At 74.8% G+C, this 17,947-nt stretch carries 10 protein-coding genes; 5 read left to right on the top strand and 5 right to left on the bottom strand.

All coding sequences use genetic code 11. From position 1 onward, the window contains the following. Positions 1-14 precede the first annotated feature (14 nt). The 5 genes from WME95_RS39150 to WME95_RS39130 form a co-directional block, all read right to left on the bottom strand. Positions 15-3,941 carry an AAA family ATPase gene (locus WME95_RS39150; RefSeq protein WP_437904429.1) on the bottom strand — a complete coding sequence of 1,309 codons (3,927 nt, stop codon included), beginning with the start codon at positions 3,939-3,941 and terminating at the stop codon, positions 15-17. 216 nt (positions 3,942-4,157) lie between these two features. Next, entirely contained in the window at positions 4,158-5,183 is a 1,026-nt protein-coding gene (locus WME95_RS39145; RefSeq protein WP_437904428.1) for an MvdD family ATP-grasp ribosomal peptide maturase, read from the bottom strand. After that, complete coding sequence (locus WME95_RS39140; protein ID WP_437911073.1) at positions 5,180-6,172, bottom strand: MvdC family ATP-grasp ribosomal peptide maturase; 993 nt, start codon at positions 6,170-6,172, stop codon at positions 5,180-5,182. Before WME95_RS39140 ends, WME95_RS39145 begins: the two co-directional genes overlap by 4 nt. 51 nt (positions 6,173-6,223) lie before the next feature. After that, on the bottom strand, positions 6,224-6,460 hold the full coding sequence (locus WME95_RS39135; RefSeq protein WP_437545041.1) for a microviridin/marinostatin family tricyclic proteinase inhibitor: 237 nt from the start codon (positions 6,458-6,460) through the stop codon (positions 6,224-6,226). A 375-nt stretch (positions 6,461-6,835) separates the two neighbouring features. After that, complete coding sequence (locus tag WME95_RS39130) at positions 6,836-7,051, bottom strand: microviridin/marinostatin family tricyclic proteinase inhibitor (protein ID WP_437294983.1); 216 nt, start codon at positions 7,049-7,051, stop codon at positions 6,836-6,838. A 173-nt stretch (positions 7,052-7,224) separates the two neighbouring features. On the opposite strand from WME95_RS39130, the gene WME95_RS39125 reads away from it, so the two are divergent. The 5 genes from WME95_RS39125 (at position 7,225) to WME95_RS39105 (ending at position 17,939) form a co-directional block, all read left to right on the top strand. Further along, the gene (locus tag WME95_RS39125) at positions 7,225-8,394 is read left to right on the top strand and encodes an HlyD family secretion protein (protein WP_437904427.1); all 1,170 of its coding nucleotides are present in this window, start codon (positions 7,225-7,227) and stop codon (positions 8,392-8,394) included. Between the two features lie 122 nt (positions 8,395-8,516). After that, positions 8,517-11,327 (top strand): ATP-binding cassette domain-containing protein, encoded by a 2,811-nt coding sequence (locus WME95_RS39120; protein ID WP_437904426.1) that lies wholly within the window; start codon positions 8,517-8,519, stop codon positions 11,325-11,327. After that, positions 11,324-13,582: an ATP-binding cassette domain-containing protein gene (locus tag WME95_RS39115; RefSeq protein WP_437904425.1), complete on the top strand. Its 2,259-nt coding sequence runs from the start codon at positions 11,324-11,326 to the stop codon at positions 13,580-13,582. Before WME95_RS39120 ends, WME95_RS39115 begins: the two co-directional genes overlap by 4 nt. Before the next feature lie 348 nt (positions 13,583-13,930). Next, on the top strand, positions 13,931-15,877 hold the full coding sequence (treZ, locus tag WME95_RS39110; RefSeq protein ID WP_437904424.1) for a malto-oligosyltrehalose trehalohydrolase: 1,947 nt from the start codon (positions 13,931-13,933) through the stop codon (positions 15,875-15,877). Further along, positions 15,867-17,939, top strand: coding sequence for an amylo-alpha-1,6-glucosidase (locus WME95_RS39105; RefSeq protein WP_437904423.1), 2,073 nt, complete (start codon positions 15,867-15,869; stop codon positions 17,937-17,939). Before treZ ends, WME95_RS39105 begins: the two co-directional genes overlap by 11 nt. Positions 17,940-17,947 lie beyond the last annotated feature (8 nt).

Here is a 17,947-nt window from a genome sequence, read left to right as displayed (position 1 = left end):
GGTGACCGGCCTTGCTACCGCAGGCGGTGCTCGCGGAGCACGTCGGCCGGCACCGCCTCGCGCGCGAGCTCGCAGAGCCGCGCGTGGTGCGTGAAGAACAGCACCTGCGTCGTCCCCGCGAGCTCGCCGAGCACCGCGAGGGCAGCCCGGGCGCGGTCGTCGTCGAAGTGGATCAGGATGTCGTCCAGGATGAGCGGCATCGGCTCGCCCGTCCGCGCGTGGTGCTCGAGGCTCGCGAGGCGCAGCGCGAGGTAGAGCTGGTCGCGCGTGCCGTCGCTCAGGCCCGTCACGTCGACCTCGCGCTGCACCGGCGCCCTCGCGGGCTCCGCCGCTGCGTCCGCGGGCGCCTTCGCGGGCTCCGCCGCTGCATTCGCCGGCGCGTTCGCGGGCTCTACCGCTGCGTCCGCGGGCGCCTTCGCGGGCTCCGCCGCGCCGTCCGGCGCGGGCGCCCTCGCGGCCGCTGCCCCGCCGACCCCCGCGCCGGACGCCGCCGCGCGGACGCAGCGGAGGATCGCCTGCTCGCTCTCGTCGTACCCCACCCGGAGGCCGGCGAAGGCGCCCAGCGTCAGGCGGTGGAAGAGCGCGCTCGCGCGCGCCAGGATCGGGCCCTGGTTGCGCTCGCGGTAGCGCTCGATCTCGCGCTCGAGCAGCACCGCGGCGAGGCGCGCCCGCACGTAGCGGCGCACCTCGCCGCGCAGGTGCGAGAGGCAGATCTGCGCCTCCGCGGCGGCCTCCGCGGCGCCCACCGTCGCCCGGAGGTGCTCGCGCTCCTGCTCCAGGCTCCCGAGCGCCCTGTCGATCCGGCGCCGCTCGTCCTCGAGCGCCGAGAGGCGCTCCTCCGCCCGGTCGAGCTCGAGCGCGAGCGCGTCCCGCTCCACCCCGGCGGTCTCCTGCTCGAGCGCGGCGATGCCCGCGCCCTCGCCCGCCTCGAGGAGCTTGCCCTCGTTCTCGACGAGCTCGCGGTCGAGCCGGCGCGCCTCGCGCGAGCGCTCCTCCGCCAGGGAGAGCGCGGCGACGTCGTCGGCGTCGTCACCGCCGCGCGGGACGCCCGCCGCCTCGAAGAGCTTGGCGAGGCGCGCCTCGGCGGCCGCGCGGCGCGCGTCCTGCTGATCCAGCTCGCGGCGCTTGTCGGCCAGGCTCCGCGCGATCTCGCCGCGCTCGCGGAGGTCGGCGCGCGCCTTGTGGTGGCGCTTGATCAGCTGATCGGCGGCCTGATCCGCCGGCAGCGGGGCGAGATCCGGCGCGTGCCGGGACGCGAGCTCCGCGACGTCGGCCCCGAAGGTCCGGGCGTCGCGCTCCATGCCGCGCACCCGGCGGCGCTCGTGGGCGGCGCTGTCCGCCTTGCGGAACAGCGCGCCGAGCTCGTCGAGGATCGCCGTGGCCTCGTCCGCGGAGGCGTCGCCGGGCAGGCCGAGCGGCCGCACGCCCTCGGCCCACTCGGCCCGCCACGCCTCGAGCGCCCGCGTGTGCTGCGCCTGCTCGCGCTCGAGGTCCTCGATCTCGCGCTCGAGCTCCTTGCGCTCCCGCAGGAGCTCCTTGCGCTCGCGGGCCGCGCCCTCGATGGCCGCGAGCTCCTGCTCCGCGGCCTCGACGAGCGCCGGGAGGCGCGCCGGCGCGTCCTCCGGCGCCCCGGCAGCGTCGCCGCGCGAGCTCGCGCCGGCCGCGTCACCGCGCGAGGCGCCCGGCGCGGCGCGGGCGCCCTGGAGCGCCGCGTGGAGCTCGGCGGCGTGCGCCTGCATCCGGGCCCGCAGCGCCGCGGCCTCGGCCTCCGCGGCGCGCAGCCGGTCGACCGTGGCGGTCAAGGCCGCGTAGCGGCCGAGCCAGCCGCGCATCTCCTCGGGGGAGCGCGGGGCGACGCCCGCGGGCCGCCACAGCTCGAGCCACGCGGCCTCGGCCTCCTCGGCCCGGCGCGCCAGCGCGGCGCGCTCCGCGGCGAGCTGCGCCTGGTCGGCCTGGGCACGCGCCTCGTCCGCGAGCAGCCGCGCCAGGCGGGCGACCCGGTCGGCCTCGCGGCGCAGCCGATCGGCGAGGGCGTCGGCGGCGCGGACCAGGTCGGCGTAGTCGTCGGGCTTCCCCCGGGCGGCCGGCGGATCGTCGCGCGCGGCGAGCGACGGCCTGCGCCGCCCCCCGGGCGAGGCGGGCGCGTCCGCGCCGAGGTCGAAGAGCGAGGCGGTGTGGATCGACGCGGCCGCCGCGCGGGCGCCCGCCTTCGCCTGGAGGGCGCGCACCAGCGCCTTGAAGGCGGCGTCCCGGCGCTCGCGCGCCTCCGCGAGGTCGGTCTCCGTGGGGACGGCGCCGGCGCGCTGGAGCGCGTCGATCTCGCGGGCGCTCTCGCGGAGGCGCGCCTCGATCTCGGCGGCGCGCTCGCCGAGCCGCTCGCGCTCCCGGGCGAGCGCGCCCCACTGCGCGGCCGCCTGGTCGACCGTCTCGGGGAGCGGGACGGGCAGGGCGCTCGCCTCGGCCGCGGAGAGCGGCCGGCCTCCGGGCGCATCGCCCGCGTCGAGGCGCGCCCGCCGCGCTGCCGCGAGGCCGAGCCGATCGCGCTGCGCGTCGGCGTCGCGGGAGAGCTGCGCCGCGGCGGCGGCGGCCTCGCGGAGGCGGTGCTCGAGGTCGCCCTGCTTCTGCGCGCGGGAGAGCGCGCCGCGGAGCGGGGCGGGGTCCTCGCCCGGCGGCAGCTCGGCCAGCCTGCGCGCGCAGGCGTCGCGCCGCGCGCGGTGCGCGGAGAGCAGCCGCTCCACCTCGCGCGGCTTGGCCTCGGCGGCGCCGCGCTCGCGGGCGAGCTTCTTGATGCGCGCCTCGGTCGCGACGTCGACGCGCATCGCCTCCAGCCGCTCGGGGTCGTCGCCGCCGGCGAGCGAGGCGTCCCGCCCGAGCCTGCGGAGGATCGCGCGCGCGTCCTCCTCGACGCCGTGGAGCTCCGCCCGGACGCGCGGCAGGTCGACGGCGGCCTTGCGGTGGCTCCCGAGCCGGGTCACGAGGCCGTCGATCGCCCCCGCGTCGAGGTCGGCGAGCGACGCGGGGACCTCCAGCGCGGCGTGGCGGGCCTCGAGCTCCGCGATGTCGGCGCGGAGCCGCGAGGCCTGGGCGCTCGCGTCGGCGGCGCGATCCTGGGCGTCCTCGCGGTCGCGCTGCGCGCTCTCGGGCAGCAGGACGACGTGGCCGAGGGCGGCGCGCCGGCCGAGGATCGCGCGCCGCGCCTCCAGCAGCGGGAGCACCCGGAGCGCGCGCCGGAGCCGCTTGTCGGTCGACCGGAGCGCGCGCAGCTCCGCGTCGACGCGCTCCTGCTCGGCCCGCTGCTCGTCGATCTCCTGCCGCTTGCGCGTCCAGTCCGCGGGCGGGTGAGCGGCGCTCCTGGCCCCGTTGCGGGCCGCTTCGAAGGCCTTGATCGCCTCGTTGAGGGGGCGGGTCCTCGCCTGGGGCGTGAAGATCTCGTCCGCCTCCTGGCGCAGCGTGGCGAGCAGCTGATGCAGCCCCGGCCCGCCGAGCCCCGCGCCGAACAGGCTCTGACCGACGTCGCCCTTGCCCTGGAGCAGGGCCTCGGCGCCCTGGCGGAGCGTCTCGTGGGTGAGCCCGAAGGAGGTCCGGAAGAGCTCCTCCGTCACGCCGCCGAGCACCGGCGCGAGCGCGGCGTCGTCGAGGGGGTTGTCGTCCGGGTCGCGGAGCGTCTTCACGCGCCCCTTGCGGCGGACGAGCGCGAGCGCGGCGTCGCCCCTGCCCGCGAGCCGGCCGCCGACGCGGAGATCGGTGTTGTGGTGCAAGTGGGCGTCGGGCGTGATGTGCGGGATGCCGTAGAGCAGGCCGCGGATCGCCCGGAGCGCGGTGCTCTTCCCGGCCTCGTTGGGGCCGTAGACGACGTGGAGGCCCGGCGACGGCGAGGAGAAGTCGAGCCGGAGATCCGTGAAGGGGCCGAACGCGAGGAGGTGGAGCTCTAGGATCTTCACGAGATCGCTTGCCGGGCGCAGGGGGCGGTGCCCTCCCCTGAACGGATAGCAAGTGCGGAACCTCCGGGCGTTGTCAAGCCGCACCGCGCGGCGCCGGGGCGCGTTGCGCGGCGCCCGTCCGTCCGATGAGGGAGCGGCAGGTCGTGTCGTGCTGGAAGAGGCAGGCGGGCGGGCGGGCGGCACCGAGCGTCCGCTCAGCGGCGCTGCGCCGCCGCCTCAGCGGGGCTGCGTCGCGGGCGTGTGGAGGAAGGCGCTCCACGAGCCGCGCCGCGGCGCCTTGCCCAGCAGGACCTCGGCGAGCGCCTCGCTGATCGGCAGCCCGGGGTTCCGCTCCAGCCAGAAGAACTCGCCGGACGGGTTGACCTCGAGGAAGACGTACCGGCCGTCCGGCGTGCGGAGGATGTCGATCGCGCCGTAGTTGAGGCCGAGCTGATCCATCAGCCGGAGCACGCCCGTCTCGACGTCGGGCGGGAGCGTGTCCTTGCGCCAGGCGTCGATGAGCTCGATCCCCTGCCGGCGCCAGTCGACCTCGGCGCCGGGCGCCGCCTGCGAGTCGACCGAGGCCGTGAAGACGCGCTCGCCCACGACCGTGACCCGCAGCTCGCGCGCCTTCGGGATGTTCTCCTGGAAGGTCATCGGGCAGAGCGAGAGCCCCCGCATGTCCGCGAGGTCCTTGGCCTCGAGGGCGTTCGTGAAGACCACGTGCTCCTCGCCGTCGCGGTAGACGGCGAACGACGAGAGCATCTTGGCGATCACCCCGCCCGGGCAGGTCGCGGCGAAGGCCCGCGCCGCGTCCGCGTCGTTGGTCGTGAGCGTGCGCGGCGTGTCGAGGCCGACCTCGCGCGCGATGTCGAGCTGCACCTGCTTGTTCGACGCGAAGCGCACCGCCGGCAAGGGGTCGACCTGCGGGACGCGGAACGCCGCGAGCATGCCCTCCGCGGTCTGCTTCGCCTCCTGGATCGACGCGCTCCGGAGCTGCGGATCCATCGACGAGGGCAGCCTGGCGCCGTAGGCGACCCGGCGATACCAGACGGCGGTCACGTCGCCGAGGTCGAGCGCGCCGTCCCGGGTGGTCAGCGTGGAGCGGCCCGCGCCGTCCCCCGACGAGAGCGAGAGCCGCGCTCCCGCCGGGTAGGCGTCGGTGTCGAAGCGGAAGGCCTGGCCGCCCAGCCTGGCGATCGCGGCGGCGACGCGGTCGATGCACTCGTTGTCTTCGCTGTGCGTGATGATGAGGACTGTCACCGGTTCTCCGTCGGAGCGAGCAGCGCCTCCGCCAGCGCATCGGCGATCGGCAGCCCGAGATCCCGCTCCAGCATGCCCCACTCGCCGGCGGGGTTCACTTCGAGAAAGACGTGCTCTCCGTCCGGCGTCCGGATGAGGTCGACGGCCCCGAAGACCAGCCCGAGGGCGCGGAGGAGCGCGCCGAGCTGCGCTTCGACGTCGCGCGGGAGGGCGTCCGGCTCCCACCCGATGCCGATCTCGCTCACGTCCGGGTGGCGCCAGTCGACAGCGACCGACTCGTAGCGGGTCGCGTCGAGCGCGCCCGGGAAGCACCGGCCGTCGACGCAGGCGACGCGCAGCTCGCGCGCCTTGGGGATGCGCTCCTGGAAGATCATGGGGCTCTGGCGCAGCCCCGCGAGGGCGTCGAGGTCGGCCTCCGCGACGGCGTGCGTGAAGACGAACGGCGCGCCGCCGGAGAGGCTTGTCGAGAAGGGCGTGAGCATCTTGGCGACCACGTTCCCCCCGAGGCGCGCGAAGAGGCCGCGGACCTCGGCCGGGTCGTTCGTCACCACCGTCTCGGGGATGCGAAGGCCGACCGACGCCGCCGCCGCGAGCTGGCGCAGCTTGTCCTGGGCGCGCTCCTCGGCCGCGGGCTCGTTGATCCAGCGCCGCGCGGGGAGCCCGCGCAGCCAGCCGGTCAGCGCCGCCATCGACTCGCGCACGCACGCGCCGCGGTACGCCTCGGGGATGCCCTCGCCGAGGTTCGGCGCCCAGAGGCGCCGGAGCCAGACCGCGGAGATCTCGTCTCCGCCGATCTCGGCCCCGGCGTCCTCCAAGCGGCGGCGCACGCCGCCCGGCCCGAGCGCCGTCGAGAGCGTGATGTCGCGAGGGAACCGGTCGACGTCCAGGCGGACGGGGCGAGCGCCGCGCCTTCGCAGCGCCTCCGCCACGCGCCCGATCCCGAAGTCGTCCTGTGAGTGCGAGACCAGGAGGACGCTCGCGCTCGCCATCGTCACGTCAGGGTGCCTCTCTCGCACGGGCGCGGGCGGTCCATGCGGTGCTCAGGTCTCGTCGCCGTCCGAAGGGTACTTCAGCGTGGTGTAGATGGGGTCCTTCCCGCCGCCCCCGCCGTCCTCCTGGTCCGACGGGTACTTCAGCGTCTGGAAGGGCGGCCTGCCGGCCTTGACGCCGGTACGGACGCGCTTCTGATCCTCCAGGAAGCGAGCGAAGAACGGCACCGCCTCGGCGTCGTCCTTCTGCTCCTGCTGCTCGGGCTCACGGTTGTCGATATCGGCCATGGGATACCTCCAGATGGTTGCGTTGCCGCGGCGACGGAGCCGCCGAGGGCAAGAGGGCTAACATAGCGAGCAGCCAGGCGGGGGCGCAAGCCCGAGCGCGATCTTCGGCGCTTTTCAGCACAATTGCAGCGGCTCGATGTCGCAATTCCGCCATCCCGTGATGCTGTGATTCCGCTGTTGCGGCGATCTTTCAATCTCGGGCGCTCAAAGGTGTTGAATCGTGTTGAGCTTGGTTACGCGTGGTCGCGTGGTCGCGTGGTCGCGTGGTCGCGTAGTCGCGTGTTGTTACGGATTACGGGGCTACGGGATGTTGCGGGCGATTTCGGTGGGTTCCGCTCGGCCGCGGGCGGTTACCCGCCGCGCGGCGTTCGCGGTTCACTTCAGGGCCAGATCTTCGTCGCCGTCGGAGGGGTACTTCATGGTGACGTTCTCATCCCTGTCCGACGGGTACTTGAGGGTCTGGTAGATGCCGCCGGCTTTGACGCCGGTCCGGATGCGCTTCTGATCTTCCAGGTAGCGAGCGAAGAAGGGCACCGTTTCCGCCTGCTCCGTTTGCTCGTTCTGCTCGCCATCACGATCGATATCAGCCATGGGGGACCTCCAATCCAAATGGAATGACTGCCTTGCGGCGGAGCCGCAGGGGAGAGCATTCATTCAATCGGTCCGCGCTGCACGTGAAGTTTTGGGAGGCTCATCGCCTTTACCCGGGCGATGGGTGCGACTTCCTGCGCATCCTTCGCTCGTGTACCTTGGCGCGACCCCTCATGCCCGCCGGGTTCTCACGCTCGATCCACGCGATCGCGACCGACGGCCATCGCGGCTCGATCGTCGGCGCCGCGATCGGCGCGCTCCTGCTCGGAGGCTGGCTCGCGTGGTTCTTCCTCGCGCGCGTCGGGCAGTACGAGGCGAGCGTGAGCGCGCGCCTCGAGGTGGGGCAGGCGGCCCACCGCGTCGAGGCGCCCCTCGGCGGGAGGGTCGCCGCCGTCCGCCTGGACCTCCTCGGGGCCGAGGTCGCCGCGGGCGACGTCCTCGTCGAGCTCGACGTGGAGCCGCTCCGCCGCGACATGGACGACAAGCAGGCCCGGCTCTCGGCCATCGCGGGGCAGATGGGGCCGCTCCAGGCCGAGATCGCGGCGCGCTCGCGGGCGCTGCGCGACGGGGCGGAGGCGGCGCGCGCCCGCATCGACGAGGCGAAGGCGCGGCTCAAGGAGGCGGAGGCGGGCGCGCGCTTCCAGGAGCTCGAGGCGGCGCGGGCCGTGCGCCTGCGGCAGGACGGGCTCGTGTCCGAGGCCGAGGCGGCGCGGCTCGCGGCCGAGGCGCTGTCGCGGCGCTCGGCGACCGAGGCGCTCGACCGCGCCGCCGCGCGGGCCGGCGTCGAGCGACGCACCGGACAGAGCGAGCAGCAGGCCGAGCTCGCGCGGCTCGACCGCGAGGCGGCCTCGCTGGAGGGGGAGCGGCTCGTGCTGGAGGCGACGATCGCGGGGCTGCTCGCCGAGATCGAGCGGCGCAAGATCCGCTCGCCGATCGCCGGGCGGGTCGGTGAAATCACGGTGCTGCGGGCCGGCTCCTTCGTGCGTGAAGGGGACGTCGTGGCCGCCGTCGTCCCGCCCGGCGAGCTCAGGGTGATCGCGGAGTTCCCGCCCTCCTCCGTCGGGCGGATCCGCGCGGGGCAGGCGGGGCGCCTGCGCCTCGACGCGTTCCCCTGGACCGAATACGGCACGCTGGCCACCACCGTCGAGCGCGTCGCCAGCGAGGCGCAGGAGGGCCGCATCCGCGTGGAGCTCGGCGTGCGCCCCGATCCCGCGTCGCCGATCCCCATGCAGCACGGGCTGCCCGGCAACGTCGTCATCGAGATGGAGCGCGTCTCGCCGGCGTCGCTCGTGCTGCGGGCAGCAGGGCAGATCGTGAGGGTCCGCGGCGGAGCGGACGGGTGAGCCTGGGGACGGCGGGCGCCGATCCACGATCCGCATCGGAGCGAGCGAGCGCCGATCCCCGCCGCCGGCCGCCGAGCCCGAGGCGGAGGCTCCTCGCGCCGGAGGTCGTGCAGACGTCGGCGATGGATTGCGGGCCCGCCACGCTCAAGTGCGTGCTCGAGGGCTTCGGCGTCGGCGTGAGCTACGGGCGCCTGCGCGAGGCCTGCCAGACCGACGTCGACGGCACCTCCATCGACACCCTCGAAGACCTCGCGGAGCAGCTCGGGCTCGTGGCCCAGCAGATCCTCGTGCCGCCGGAGCACGTGCTCCTCGACGAGGCGCAGGCGCTGCCCGCCCTGGCGATCGTGCGGCAGTCGACCGGGCCGCTCCACATCGTCGTGATCTGGCGCCGGCACGGCGGCCTCGCGCAGATCATGGACCCGGGCACGGGGCGGCGCTGGGTCACGCGACGGCAGCTCGAGGCCGAGCTCTACCAGCACGAGCTGCCCCTGTCCGCGGCGGACTTCCGCGCGTGGGCCGCGAGCGACGGGTTCACGCGGCCGCTCGGGCGCCGGCTCGCGTGGCTCGGCGCAGGGACGCGGTCGATCGAGGCGGCGCTGTCGGACCGGGACTGGCGAGCGATCGCCGCGCTCGACGCCGGCGCGCGCCTGGTCACGTCGCTCGTGCGCTCCGGCGGCCTCGGGCGCGGGCGCGAGGCCGCGCGCGTGCTGGGCGCGCTGCTCGACCGAGACGCCGAGGCCTCCCGGGAGGAGATGATCCCGCCCGGCTTCTGGACGGCGCGTCCGGGGCCGGCCGACCCGTCCGGGGAGGAGATGGTCCTCACGCGGGGCGCCGTGCTCGTGCGGATCCGCGGGCGGCGGCCGCTCAGCTTCGCCCGCGCGCCGGCAGGCCGCGACGGCGCGCCGGGCGCCTCCGCCCCCGAGCCCCCGGCGCACGCCGAGGCGGCTGCTCGCGGCGGCGGCGAGGCGGCTCGCGGCGAGGCGGCTCGCGGCGAGGCGCGCCTCCCCCCCGACCTCGCGGCCGCCCTCGCGGAGCGCGAGATCCCGCCTGCGCGCGCGCTCCTCCGGATGATCCGCGAGGACGGCCTGCTGACACCCGCCGTGCTCGCCGGCGCGCTCTTGCTCAGCGTCGCGACGGTGGTGCTGGAGAGCCTCCTCTTCCGGGGCCTGCTCCAGATCTCGAACGATCTCGCGCTGTTCGAGCAGCGCCTCGCCGCCCTCGTCGCCCTCGCGGCGTTCCTCGCGGTGGAGCTCGCCCTCGATCTCTCGCTGACCTCGGGGATGATCCGGCTCGGGCGCCACCTCGAGGTCCGGCTGCGGATGGCGTTCCTCGCGAAGATCCCGCGCATCGGCGATCGCTACTTCCAGAGCCGCCCGGCCTCGGACATGGCGCAGCGCGGCCACAGCTTGCACGTGCTCCGCGGCCTGCCCGCGTTCGGCGGCCAGATCGCGCGCTCGGCGCTCGATCTCGCGGTGACCACGGCCGCGATCGTCTGGATCGATCCCGGGAGCGCGCGCCTCGCCGTGCCGGGCGCCGCGCTCGCGCTGGCGCTGCCGTTCGCGGGGAACCGCGTCCTCGTCGAGCGAGACCTGCGCGTCCGCACCCACGCCGGCGCGCTCACGAGCTTCTACCTCGACGCGCTCCTCGGCCTCGTGCCGATCCGGGCGCATGCGGCGGAGCGGGCCGTGCGGCGCGAGCACGCGGGGCTGCTCGGGGAGTGGGCGCTCGCAGGCCGCGCGCTCCTCCGCGCCGCGCTCGCCGTCGACGGGGCGCAGGCGCTGATCGGCTTCGCGCTCGCCGCGTGGATCCTCGGCGATTTCCTCGCCCGCGGGGGCGCCCTCTCGCGCGCTCTCCTGCTCTTCTACTGGGCGCTCGCGCTGCCCTCCATCGGGCAGGCGCTCGCGAGCACGCTGCTCCAGTACCCGGGGCACCGCAACACGGCGCTGCGCTTGCTCGAGCCGCTCGGCGCGCCGGAGGAGCTGCGCGCCGGCGCCCCCGTGCGCGCGCCCGCGGCAGCGGCGCCGCTCGCGCAAGGGGCCGCCGGCGGCTCGGGCTGCGCGATCGCCTTCGAGCGCGTGCGCATCCAGGCGGCCGGTCACGTGATCCTCGACGGGGTGGATCTGAACATCGCGGCGGGCAGCCACGTGGCGATCGTGGGCTCGTCGGGCGCGGGGAAGTCGAGCCTCGTCGGGGTCCTGCTCGGCTGGCACCGGGCGAGCGAGGGCAGGGTGCTCGTCGACGGCCGCCCCCTCGACGGAGAGCGGGTGCGCGCGCTGCGCGAGGAGACCGCGTGGGTCGACCCGGCGGTCCAGATCTGGAACCGATCGTTCCTCGACAACCTCCGCTACGGCGCGCCCGACGACGCGGCCGACTTCGGCGCCGTCGTCGAGGAGGCCGAGCTGCGCGAGGTGCTGGAGCGGCTGCCGGAGGGGCAGAAGACCCTGCTCGGCGAGGGCGGAGGGCTCGTCTCCGGCGGCGAGGGGCAGCGGTTGCGCCTGGGCCGGGCGATGCTGCGGAGCGAGGCGCGGCTCGCGATCCTCGACGAGCCGTTCCGCGGCCTCGACCGGGAGCGCCGCCGGGCGCTGCTCGCCCGGGCGCGGCGGCGCTTCCGGCGCGCGACGCTCCTGTGCGTCACCCACGACGTCGGCGAGACGCGATCGTTCGAGCGGGTGCTCGTCGTGGACGGCGGGCGCGTGGTCGAGGACGGGGCGCCGTCCGAGCTCGCGGCGCGCCCCGGCTCGCGCTACCGCGCGCTGCTCGAGGCCGAGGCAGCGGTGCAGCGAGGGCTCTGGTCGAGCGGCGAGTGGCGCCGGCTGAAGGTCGCGCGCGGGCGCATCGCCGAGGCGGCTGGCGAGGGCGCCGAGGCGGCGAGGGCGGGCGCCGGAGCGCCAGCGGAGGGCGGCGGAGCGCCAGCGGAGGGCCAGCGGAGGTGACCGCCGAGGCGCAACCCGGGTGGGAAGCCCGGCCGGACGGGGCGGAGGCGCAACCTGGGTGGGGAGCGCGGCCGCAACCTGGGTGGGGAGCGCGGCCGGACCAGGCGGTCGACTCGCTCGGCGCCCTCGAGTGGCCGGCGGAGCGCCTCGGCGACGCGCTCGAGGCGCTCGCGACGCAGGGCGGCCTGGGCCCGCGCGCGGTCGCGGCGCCCGTCCCGGCCGCCGGGCACCTCCGCAGCGCGGACGCGCTCGGGGCGTGGATCGATCAGGCCGCGGCGTACCTCGGCGTCGAGGCGGAGCCGATCGCGGCGCGCTACGACGAGATCGGCGAGGCGCTCCTCCGCGTCACGCCCGCGCTCGTGTGGCTGCGCGACGGCGGGGCGCCCCGCTTCCTCGCCGTCGTGGGGCGCAGGGGGCGGGACCTCGCTGCGCTCCGCGCCGACCGCTCCACGGCGCGCGTCCCGGTCGAGGCGATCGCCGGCCGCATCTGCCGCCCGATCGAGGCGCAGGTGCTCCCGGAGATCGAGCGCGTCCTCGCGCGCGCGGCCGTGCGGCCGCGGCGGCGCGCGCGCGCGCGGCGGGCCCTGCTCGACGAGCGCCTCGGGCCCGTGATCGTCGACGGCATCTGGAGCCTGCGCCTGCCGCCGGGCGCAACTCTCGCGCGGCAGGCCATGGCCGCGCGGATCCCGCGCCGCCTCCTCGGCCTGCTCGCGGCCCACGCGGCGGGCTACACGCTCTGGATCCTGGTGTGGATGACCGTGGGGCGCAGCATCCTCGACGACCACCTCGACGAGGGGTGGCTCGTCGCCGGCGCGCTGCTGCTCGCGACGGTCGTGCCGCTGCGCCAGCTCATGGCGTGGCTGTCCGGCCTCGTCGCGATCGACTCGAGCGCGCTGGTCAAGCAGCGCCTGCTCTCGGGCGCGCTCGCGCTCGACGCCGAGGAGGTGCGCAGCGAGGGCGCGGGCCGCTTCCTCGGCCGCGTGATCGAGTCCGAGGCGATCGAGGGGCTCGCGATGGGCGGCGGCGTCGCGGCGGTCGCGTCGGCGTTCGAGCTCGCGGCGGCGGCGGCCGTGCTCGCCCAGGGCGCGGCGGGCGCGATCCACGCGCTGCTGCTCGCCGCCTGGGCGGCCCTGGTCGTCGCGCTCTGCGTGCGGTTCTACCGGCGGCGCGCGCGCTGGACGGCCGCGCGGCTCGCGATGACGCACGACCTCATCGAGCGCCTGGTCGGCCACCGGACCCGCCTCGCCCAGGAGCGCCACGGCCGCTGGCACCACGGCGAGGACGAGGCGCTCGCCCAGTACCTGCTGCGGTCGCGCGACATCGACCGGAGCCAGATCGAGATCGGCGCGCTGATGCCGCGCGGCTGGCTCATCGCGGGCATCATCGGCCTCCTGCCGCCGTTCCTCGCGGGCACCGGCTCCGCCGGGGCGTACGCGGTGGCGCTGGGGGGCGTCCTGCTCGCGAGCCGCGCGCTGCAGGGCCTGTCGGGCGGCCTGTCGAGCCTCGCCAGCGCGGTGATCGCGTGGGAGCAGGTCTCCACGCTGTTCCAGGCGGCCGCCCGCGGCGGGCCGCCGCCGCCGCCGCTGCCCCCCGACGCGGGGCGATCGCCGGCCCGCGCGCGCGCGGAGGACGCCGAGGCCCGCGCTGTGGTCCTGGAGGCGCACGAGCTGTCGTTCCGGCACAAGGGACGGGCGCGCCCCGCGGTCGTCGACGTCTCGGTGCGGATCGCGGCGGGCGACCGCATCCTGCTCGAGGGGCCCTCGGGCGGCGGGAAGTCGACGCTGAGCGCGCTGCTCTCGGGGCTGCGCGCGCCCGACGCGGGGCTGCTGCTGCTGAACGGGCTCGACCGCCACATGCTGGGCGCCGGGGCGTGGCGGCGCCGCGTGGCGGCGGCGCCGCAGTTCCACGAGAACCACGTCCTCGCCGGGACGTTCGCGTACAATCTGCTGATGGGCAGGCGCTGGCCGCCGAGGCCCGACGACCTCGCGGAGGCCGAGGAGATCTGCCACGAGCTCGGCCTCGGCGAGCTGCTCGGCCGGATGCCGGGGGGGCTGGAGCAGGTGGTGGGCGAGACGGGCTGGCAGCTCTCGCACGGCGAGCGGAGCCGGCTCTACATGGCGCGCGCGCTGCTGCAGGGCGCCGAGGTCGTCGTGCTCGACGAGAGCTTCGCGGCGCTCGACCCGGAGACGCTGGAGCGCGCGTTGCGCTGCGTGCTCCGGCGCGCGCGCACCCTCGTCGTCATCGCCCACCCGTAGCCGCGGAGAGCGCGCTTCATCGCCTTCCATCGCACGGTCGTCAAGCCCACTTCATGGCCTCTCCCCATCTCGATGGGTCGACTCCTGTCTCGCTCTATCTCTTTCGTGTTCTCGAACACGCGTCGTGGGCAAGGAGGGAGCCCAGCGGCGCGCGAGCTTCAGAGCGAGGTCACCTCGCGCAATTTCGCCACACAGACAGCGCTGACCTCGATGTCGGTTTGCCCCTGAACGCTCTCAGGCAGCTCCGTAAGGCACGTTGCGCTCGACAGCTGAGCAGTGACAGCGGTAGCGTCGTCATGTGCAGATCGGCGCTGGACGTCATCTGTGTTGCGCCTAGAATTCATTTCAATGCCGGAATTCAAGACGGAGAGGCGGTTGCCCGTTGGCGCAGAGGTGCTCGTCGGGAAAGGGGTCCACTTCCGTGTCTGGGCGCCGGCCAGGCGCAAGGTCGAGGTCGTCCTGGAGGCCGGGCCGGGGAGCGGCGGGGCCGCCCCGCTGCGGCCCGAGGAGGGCGGTTATTTCGCGGGGCTCGTCGCGTCCGCGGCGAGCGGCACCCGCTACAGGTTCCGGCTCGACGACGGCGAGGCGCTCACTCCCGATCCCGCCTCGCGGTCGCAGCCGGAGGGGCCGCACGGGCCCTCCGAGGTGATCGATCCCGGCGCGTTCTCATGGAGCGACGCGGCATTCCGGGGCGCCCCGCTGAAGGGGCAAGTCGTCTACGAGATGCACATCGGGACGTTCACCCGGGAGGGCACATGGGAGTCCGCCGCCCGCGAGCTGCCGGAGCTCGCGCGGATCGGCATCTCCCTGATCGAGCTGCTCCCCATCGCCGAGGTCCCCGGCCGCTTCAACTGGGGGTACGACGGCGTGAACCTCTTCGCGCCGACGCGCCTCTACGGCAGCCCGGACGATCTCCGGCGCTTCGTGGACGCGGCGCACCGCGCCGGGATCGCGGTGATCCTCGATGTCGTCTACAACCACCTCGGCCCGGACGGCAACTACATCGGCCAGTTCTCCCGGGACTACTTCACCGATCGTCACAAGACGGACTGGGGAGCGGCGATCAACTTCGACGGCCCGCGATCCGAGGCGGTGAGGGAGTACTTCATCGCCAACGCCGGCTACTGGATCGACGAGTTCCACCTCGACGGGCTCCGGCTCGACGCGACGCAGAACATCTACGATGGCTCGAAGGACCACATCCTCGCCGCCATCGCGCGCCGCGTGCGGGAGGCGGCGAAGGGCAAGGAGACGTTCCTCGTGGCCGAGAACGAGTCGCAGGAAGAGTGGCTGATCCGCGCCGCCGAGCGGGGCGGCTACGGGCTCGACGCGATCTGGAACGACGATTTCCACCACAGCGCCAAGGTGGCGCTCACCGGCCGGAGCGAGGCCTATTACAGCGATCACGAGGGCTCGTCCCAGGAGCTCCTCTCCGCCCTGAAGCACGGGTTCCTCTTCCAGGGGCAGCGCTATCACTGGCAGAAGCAGCGGCGAGGGACGCCGGCGCTCGGCGTCGATCCGGCCCGGTTCGTCCTCTTCCTGGAGAACCACGATCAGGTCGCCAACACCGCGCGAGGCGAGCGGCTCTGTCAGATCGTGAGCCCGGGCAAGCTCCGGGCGATGTCGGCGGCCCTGCTCCTCGCCCCGGGGACACCCATGCTCTTTCAAGGGCAGGAGTTCGGGTCCTCGGCGCCGTTCCTCTTCTTCGCGGACCACAACCCCGAGCTCGCCCCGCTCGTGCGCAAGGGCCGGGCGGAGTTCCTCGAGCAGTTCCCGTCCTGCTCGGCGCCGGAGGTCCGCGCGCAGCTCGACGATCCGAGCGACCCGCGGACGTTCGAGCGCTGCAAGCTCGATTTCTCAGAGCGCGAGCGCAACGCCGCCCTCTACGCCCTCCATGAGGACCTCATCGCGCTCCGCCGGCGCGACCCGGTGATCCGGGCCCAGCGCCCGCGCGGCGTCGACGGGGCCGTCCTCTCGGCCCACGCCTTCCTCCTGCGCTACTTCGGCGACGACGGCGACGACCGGCTGCTCCTCGTCAACCTCGGGCGGGACATCCATCGAGGGTCGTTGCCGGAGCCGCTCTTCGCCCCGCCGCCGGGGCGCCGCTGGGAGACGTCGTGGTCCAGCGAGTCCCCCCGCTACGGGGGCCAAGGCAGTCCACCTGTCATCACCGAGGACGGCGTCCACATCCCGGGCGAGGCGGCGATCCTCCTCCACCCCGTGGTCGGGACGCCGGTGCCCGAGAAGACGAGCGCCAATCCGCGCCCGGAGGAGCCCAAGAAGCATGTACGCTGACGAGATCTGCCGGAGGATGGTCTGGTCCCGGGGCGCCGCCCCCACCTCGCAGGACGACGCCGAGCGCGGCTCGGACCCGCTCACGCGGGAATGGCTCGTCACGAACGGACTCGGCGGTTACGCGTCGGGCACCGTCTCCGGCGCGGTGACCCGCCGCTTCCATGGACTGCTGATCTCCGCGCTGCCGGCTCCCTTGGGCCGCACGATGATGCTCAGCGATCTCTCCACCCGGATCTTCACCGCGGAGGACAGGGTGTACCAGGTGGGCGGTCAGGAGCCCTGGCTCGACGACGGCGCCGCGCAGGTCATCGATCTCGCCGAGTTCCGCCTCGAGGCCGGGCTCCCCGTCTGGCGCTACGAGGGCGCGGGGATGGCGATCGAGCGGCGCCTCCTCATGCCCCACGCGCAGAACACGGTCCATGTCACGTACACGCTCGTCGAGGGGACGGGCCCGGCGCGGATCGAGCTCCAGCCGTGGGTGAATTTCCGGCCGCACGAGGGCGCGCTCGATCGTCCGGTGGCGGGCCCCTATGCGCTCACCGTGGTCGAGGATCGCTACGAGCTCGCGTCGCCGGGCGACCTGCCGCCGCTCCGGCTGAAGGTCCAGGGCGCTCGGGCCGAGTTCAGGATCGAGAGCGCCCGCCTGCGCAACGTCCGCTACCGGATCGAGCAGAGCCGCGGATACGACGCCGTCGGCGAGTTCTACAGCCCTGGCCGCTTCAGCCTCGAGCTCCCGGTCTCCGGCAGCGTGACCCTGATCGCGTCCACGGAGGCGTGGGAGACGCTCAACGCCCTCTCCACGGACGAGGTGCAGCGCGCGGAGCGCAAGCGCCGGACGCGGCTCCTGCTCGCCGCGGCGCCCGAGGTCCGCACCGGGCCGGCGGCGGAGCTCGTCCTCGGCGCCGATCAGTTCCTCATCAGCCCCGCGGGCCGCGTCGAGGACGCCGCCCGCGCCCGGGCCGCGGGGGACGAGGTGCGCACCGTCATCGCGGGCTATCACTGGTTCACCGACTGGGGCCGGGACACCATGATCAGCCTCGAGGGGCTGACGCTCGTCACCGGGCGCCACACCGAGGCGGGCTACATCCTCCGCACGTTCGCCCATTACGTGAAGGACGGGCTCATCCCCAACATGTTCCCGGAGGGCAAGAACGACGGGCTCTACCACACAGCCGACGCCACCCTCTGGTTCTTCCACGCGCTCGATCGCTACCTGGCGACCACCGGCGATCGCGAGACGCTCCGGCTCATCCTCCCAACGCTGATCGACATCGTCGAGCACCACACCCGCGGGACGCGCTTCGGCATCCGCGCCGACCCGCAGGACGGCCTGATCCGCCAGGGGGAAGAGGGGTATCAGCTGACCTGGATGGACGCGAAGGTCGGTGACTACGTGGTCACGCCACGCCGGGGGAAGCCCGTGGAGATCAACGCGCTCTGGTACAACGCCCTGCGCCTCCTCGAGCGCTGGGCGCGCGAGTCCGACGGCGACGGCGCGGCGAAGCGCTACGGCGCGGCCGCCGAGCAGGTCAAGGCCTCCTTCAACCGGCGCTTCTGGTCCGAGAAGCACGGCTATCTCTACGACGTGATCGACGGCGAGCAGGGCGCCGACGACGCCTTCCGGCCAAACCAGCTCCTCGCGATCTCGCTGCCTCACCCCGTCCTCGAGCCCGCGCGCTGGAAGGGGATCGTCGATCAGGTGAAGGAGCGGCTCTGGACGCCCGTGGGCCTCAGGTCGCTCGCGCCGGGGCACCCGGACTACAAACCGAAGTACTTCGGCGACCTCCGCGCGCGGGACATGGCCTATCACCAGGGCACCGTGTGGGGGTGGCTCATGGGCCCGTTCATCGACGCCTGGCTGAAGGTGTATCCCACCGATCTCGCCGGGGCGCGGCGCCTGCTCGAGGGCTTCGCGCCGCACCTCGACGAGGCTTGCGCCGGCTCGATCAGCGAGATCTTCGACGCGGAGCCGCCGTTCACGCCCCGCGGGTGCGTCGCCCAGGCGTGGAGCGTGGCCGAGGCGCTGCGCGCCTACGCCCGGACGGCCCCCTCGGGGGGCTGAGCGCGTCC

It is taken from the genome of Sorangium sp. So ce327, from assembly GCF_051530205.1.
In the GTDB taxonomy this organism is placed as follows: domain Bacteria; phylum Myxococcota_A; class Polyangia; order Polyangiales; family Polyangiaceae; genus Sorangium; species Sorangium cellulosum_B.
The sequence above is the reverse complement of the archived record's forward strand: the minus strand, read 5'-3'. Positions and strand labels throughout refer to the sequence as shown.

Bases quoted from the DNA above. Each gene is read 5' to 3' on its own strand.
- WME95_RS39120 (WP_437904426.1), top strand. From the start codon at position 8,517: ATGGATTGCGGGCCCGCCACGCTCAAGTGCGTGCTCGAGGGCTTCGGC.
- WME95_RS39135 (WP_437545041.1), bottom strand. From the start codon at position 6,460: ATGGCCGATATCGACAACCGTGAGCCCGAGCAGCAGGAGCAGAAGGAC.
- WME95_RS39125 (WP_437904427.1), top strand. From the start codon at position 7,225: ATGCCCGCCGGGTTCTCACGCTCGATCCACGCGATCGCGACCGACGGC.
- WME95_RS39140 (WP_437911073.1), bottom strand. From the start codon at position 6,172: ATGGCGAGCGCGAGCGTCCTCCTGGTCTCGCACTCACAGGACGACTTC.
- WME95_RS39130 (WP_437294983.1), bottom strand. From the start codon at position 7,051: ATGGCTGATATCGATCGTGATGGCGAGCAGAACGAGCAAACGGAGCAG.
- treZ (WP_437904424.1), top strand. From the start codon at position 13,931: ATGCCGGAATTCAAGACGGAGAGGCGGTTGCCCGTTGGCGCAGAGGTG.
- WME95_RS39105 (WP_437904423.1), top strand. From the start codon at position 15,867: ATGTACGCTGACGAGATCTGCCGGAGGATGGTCTGGTCCCGGGGCGCC.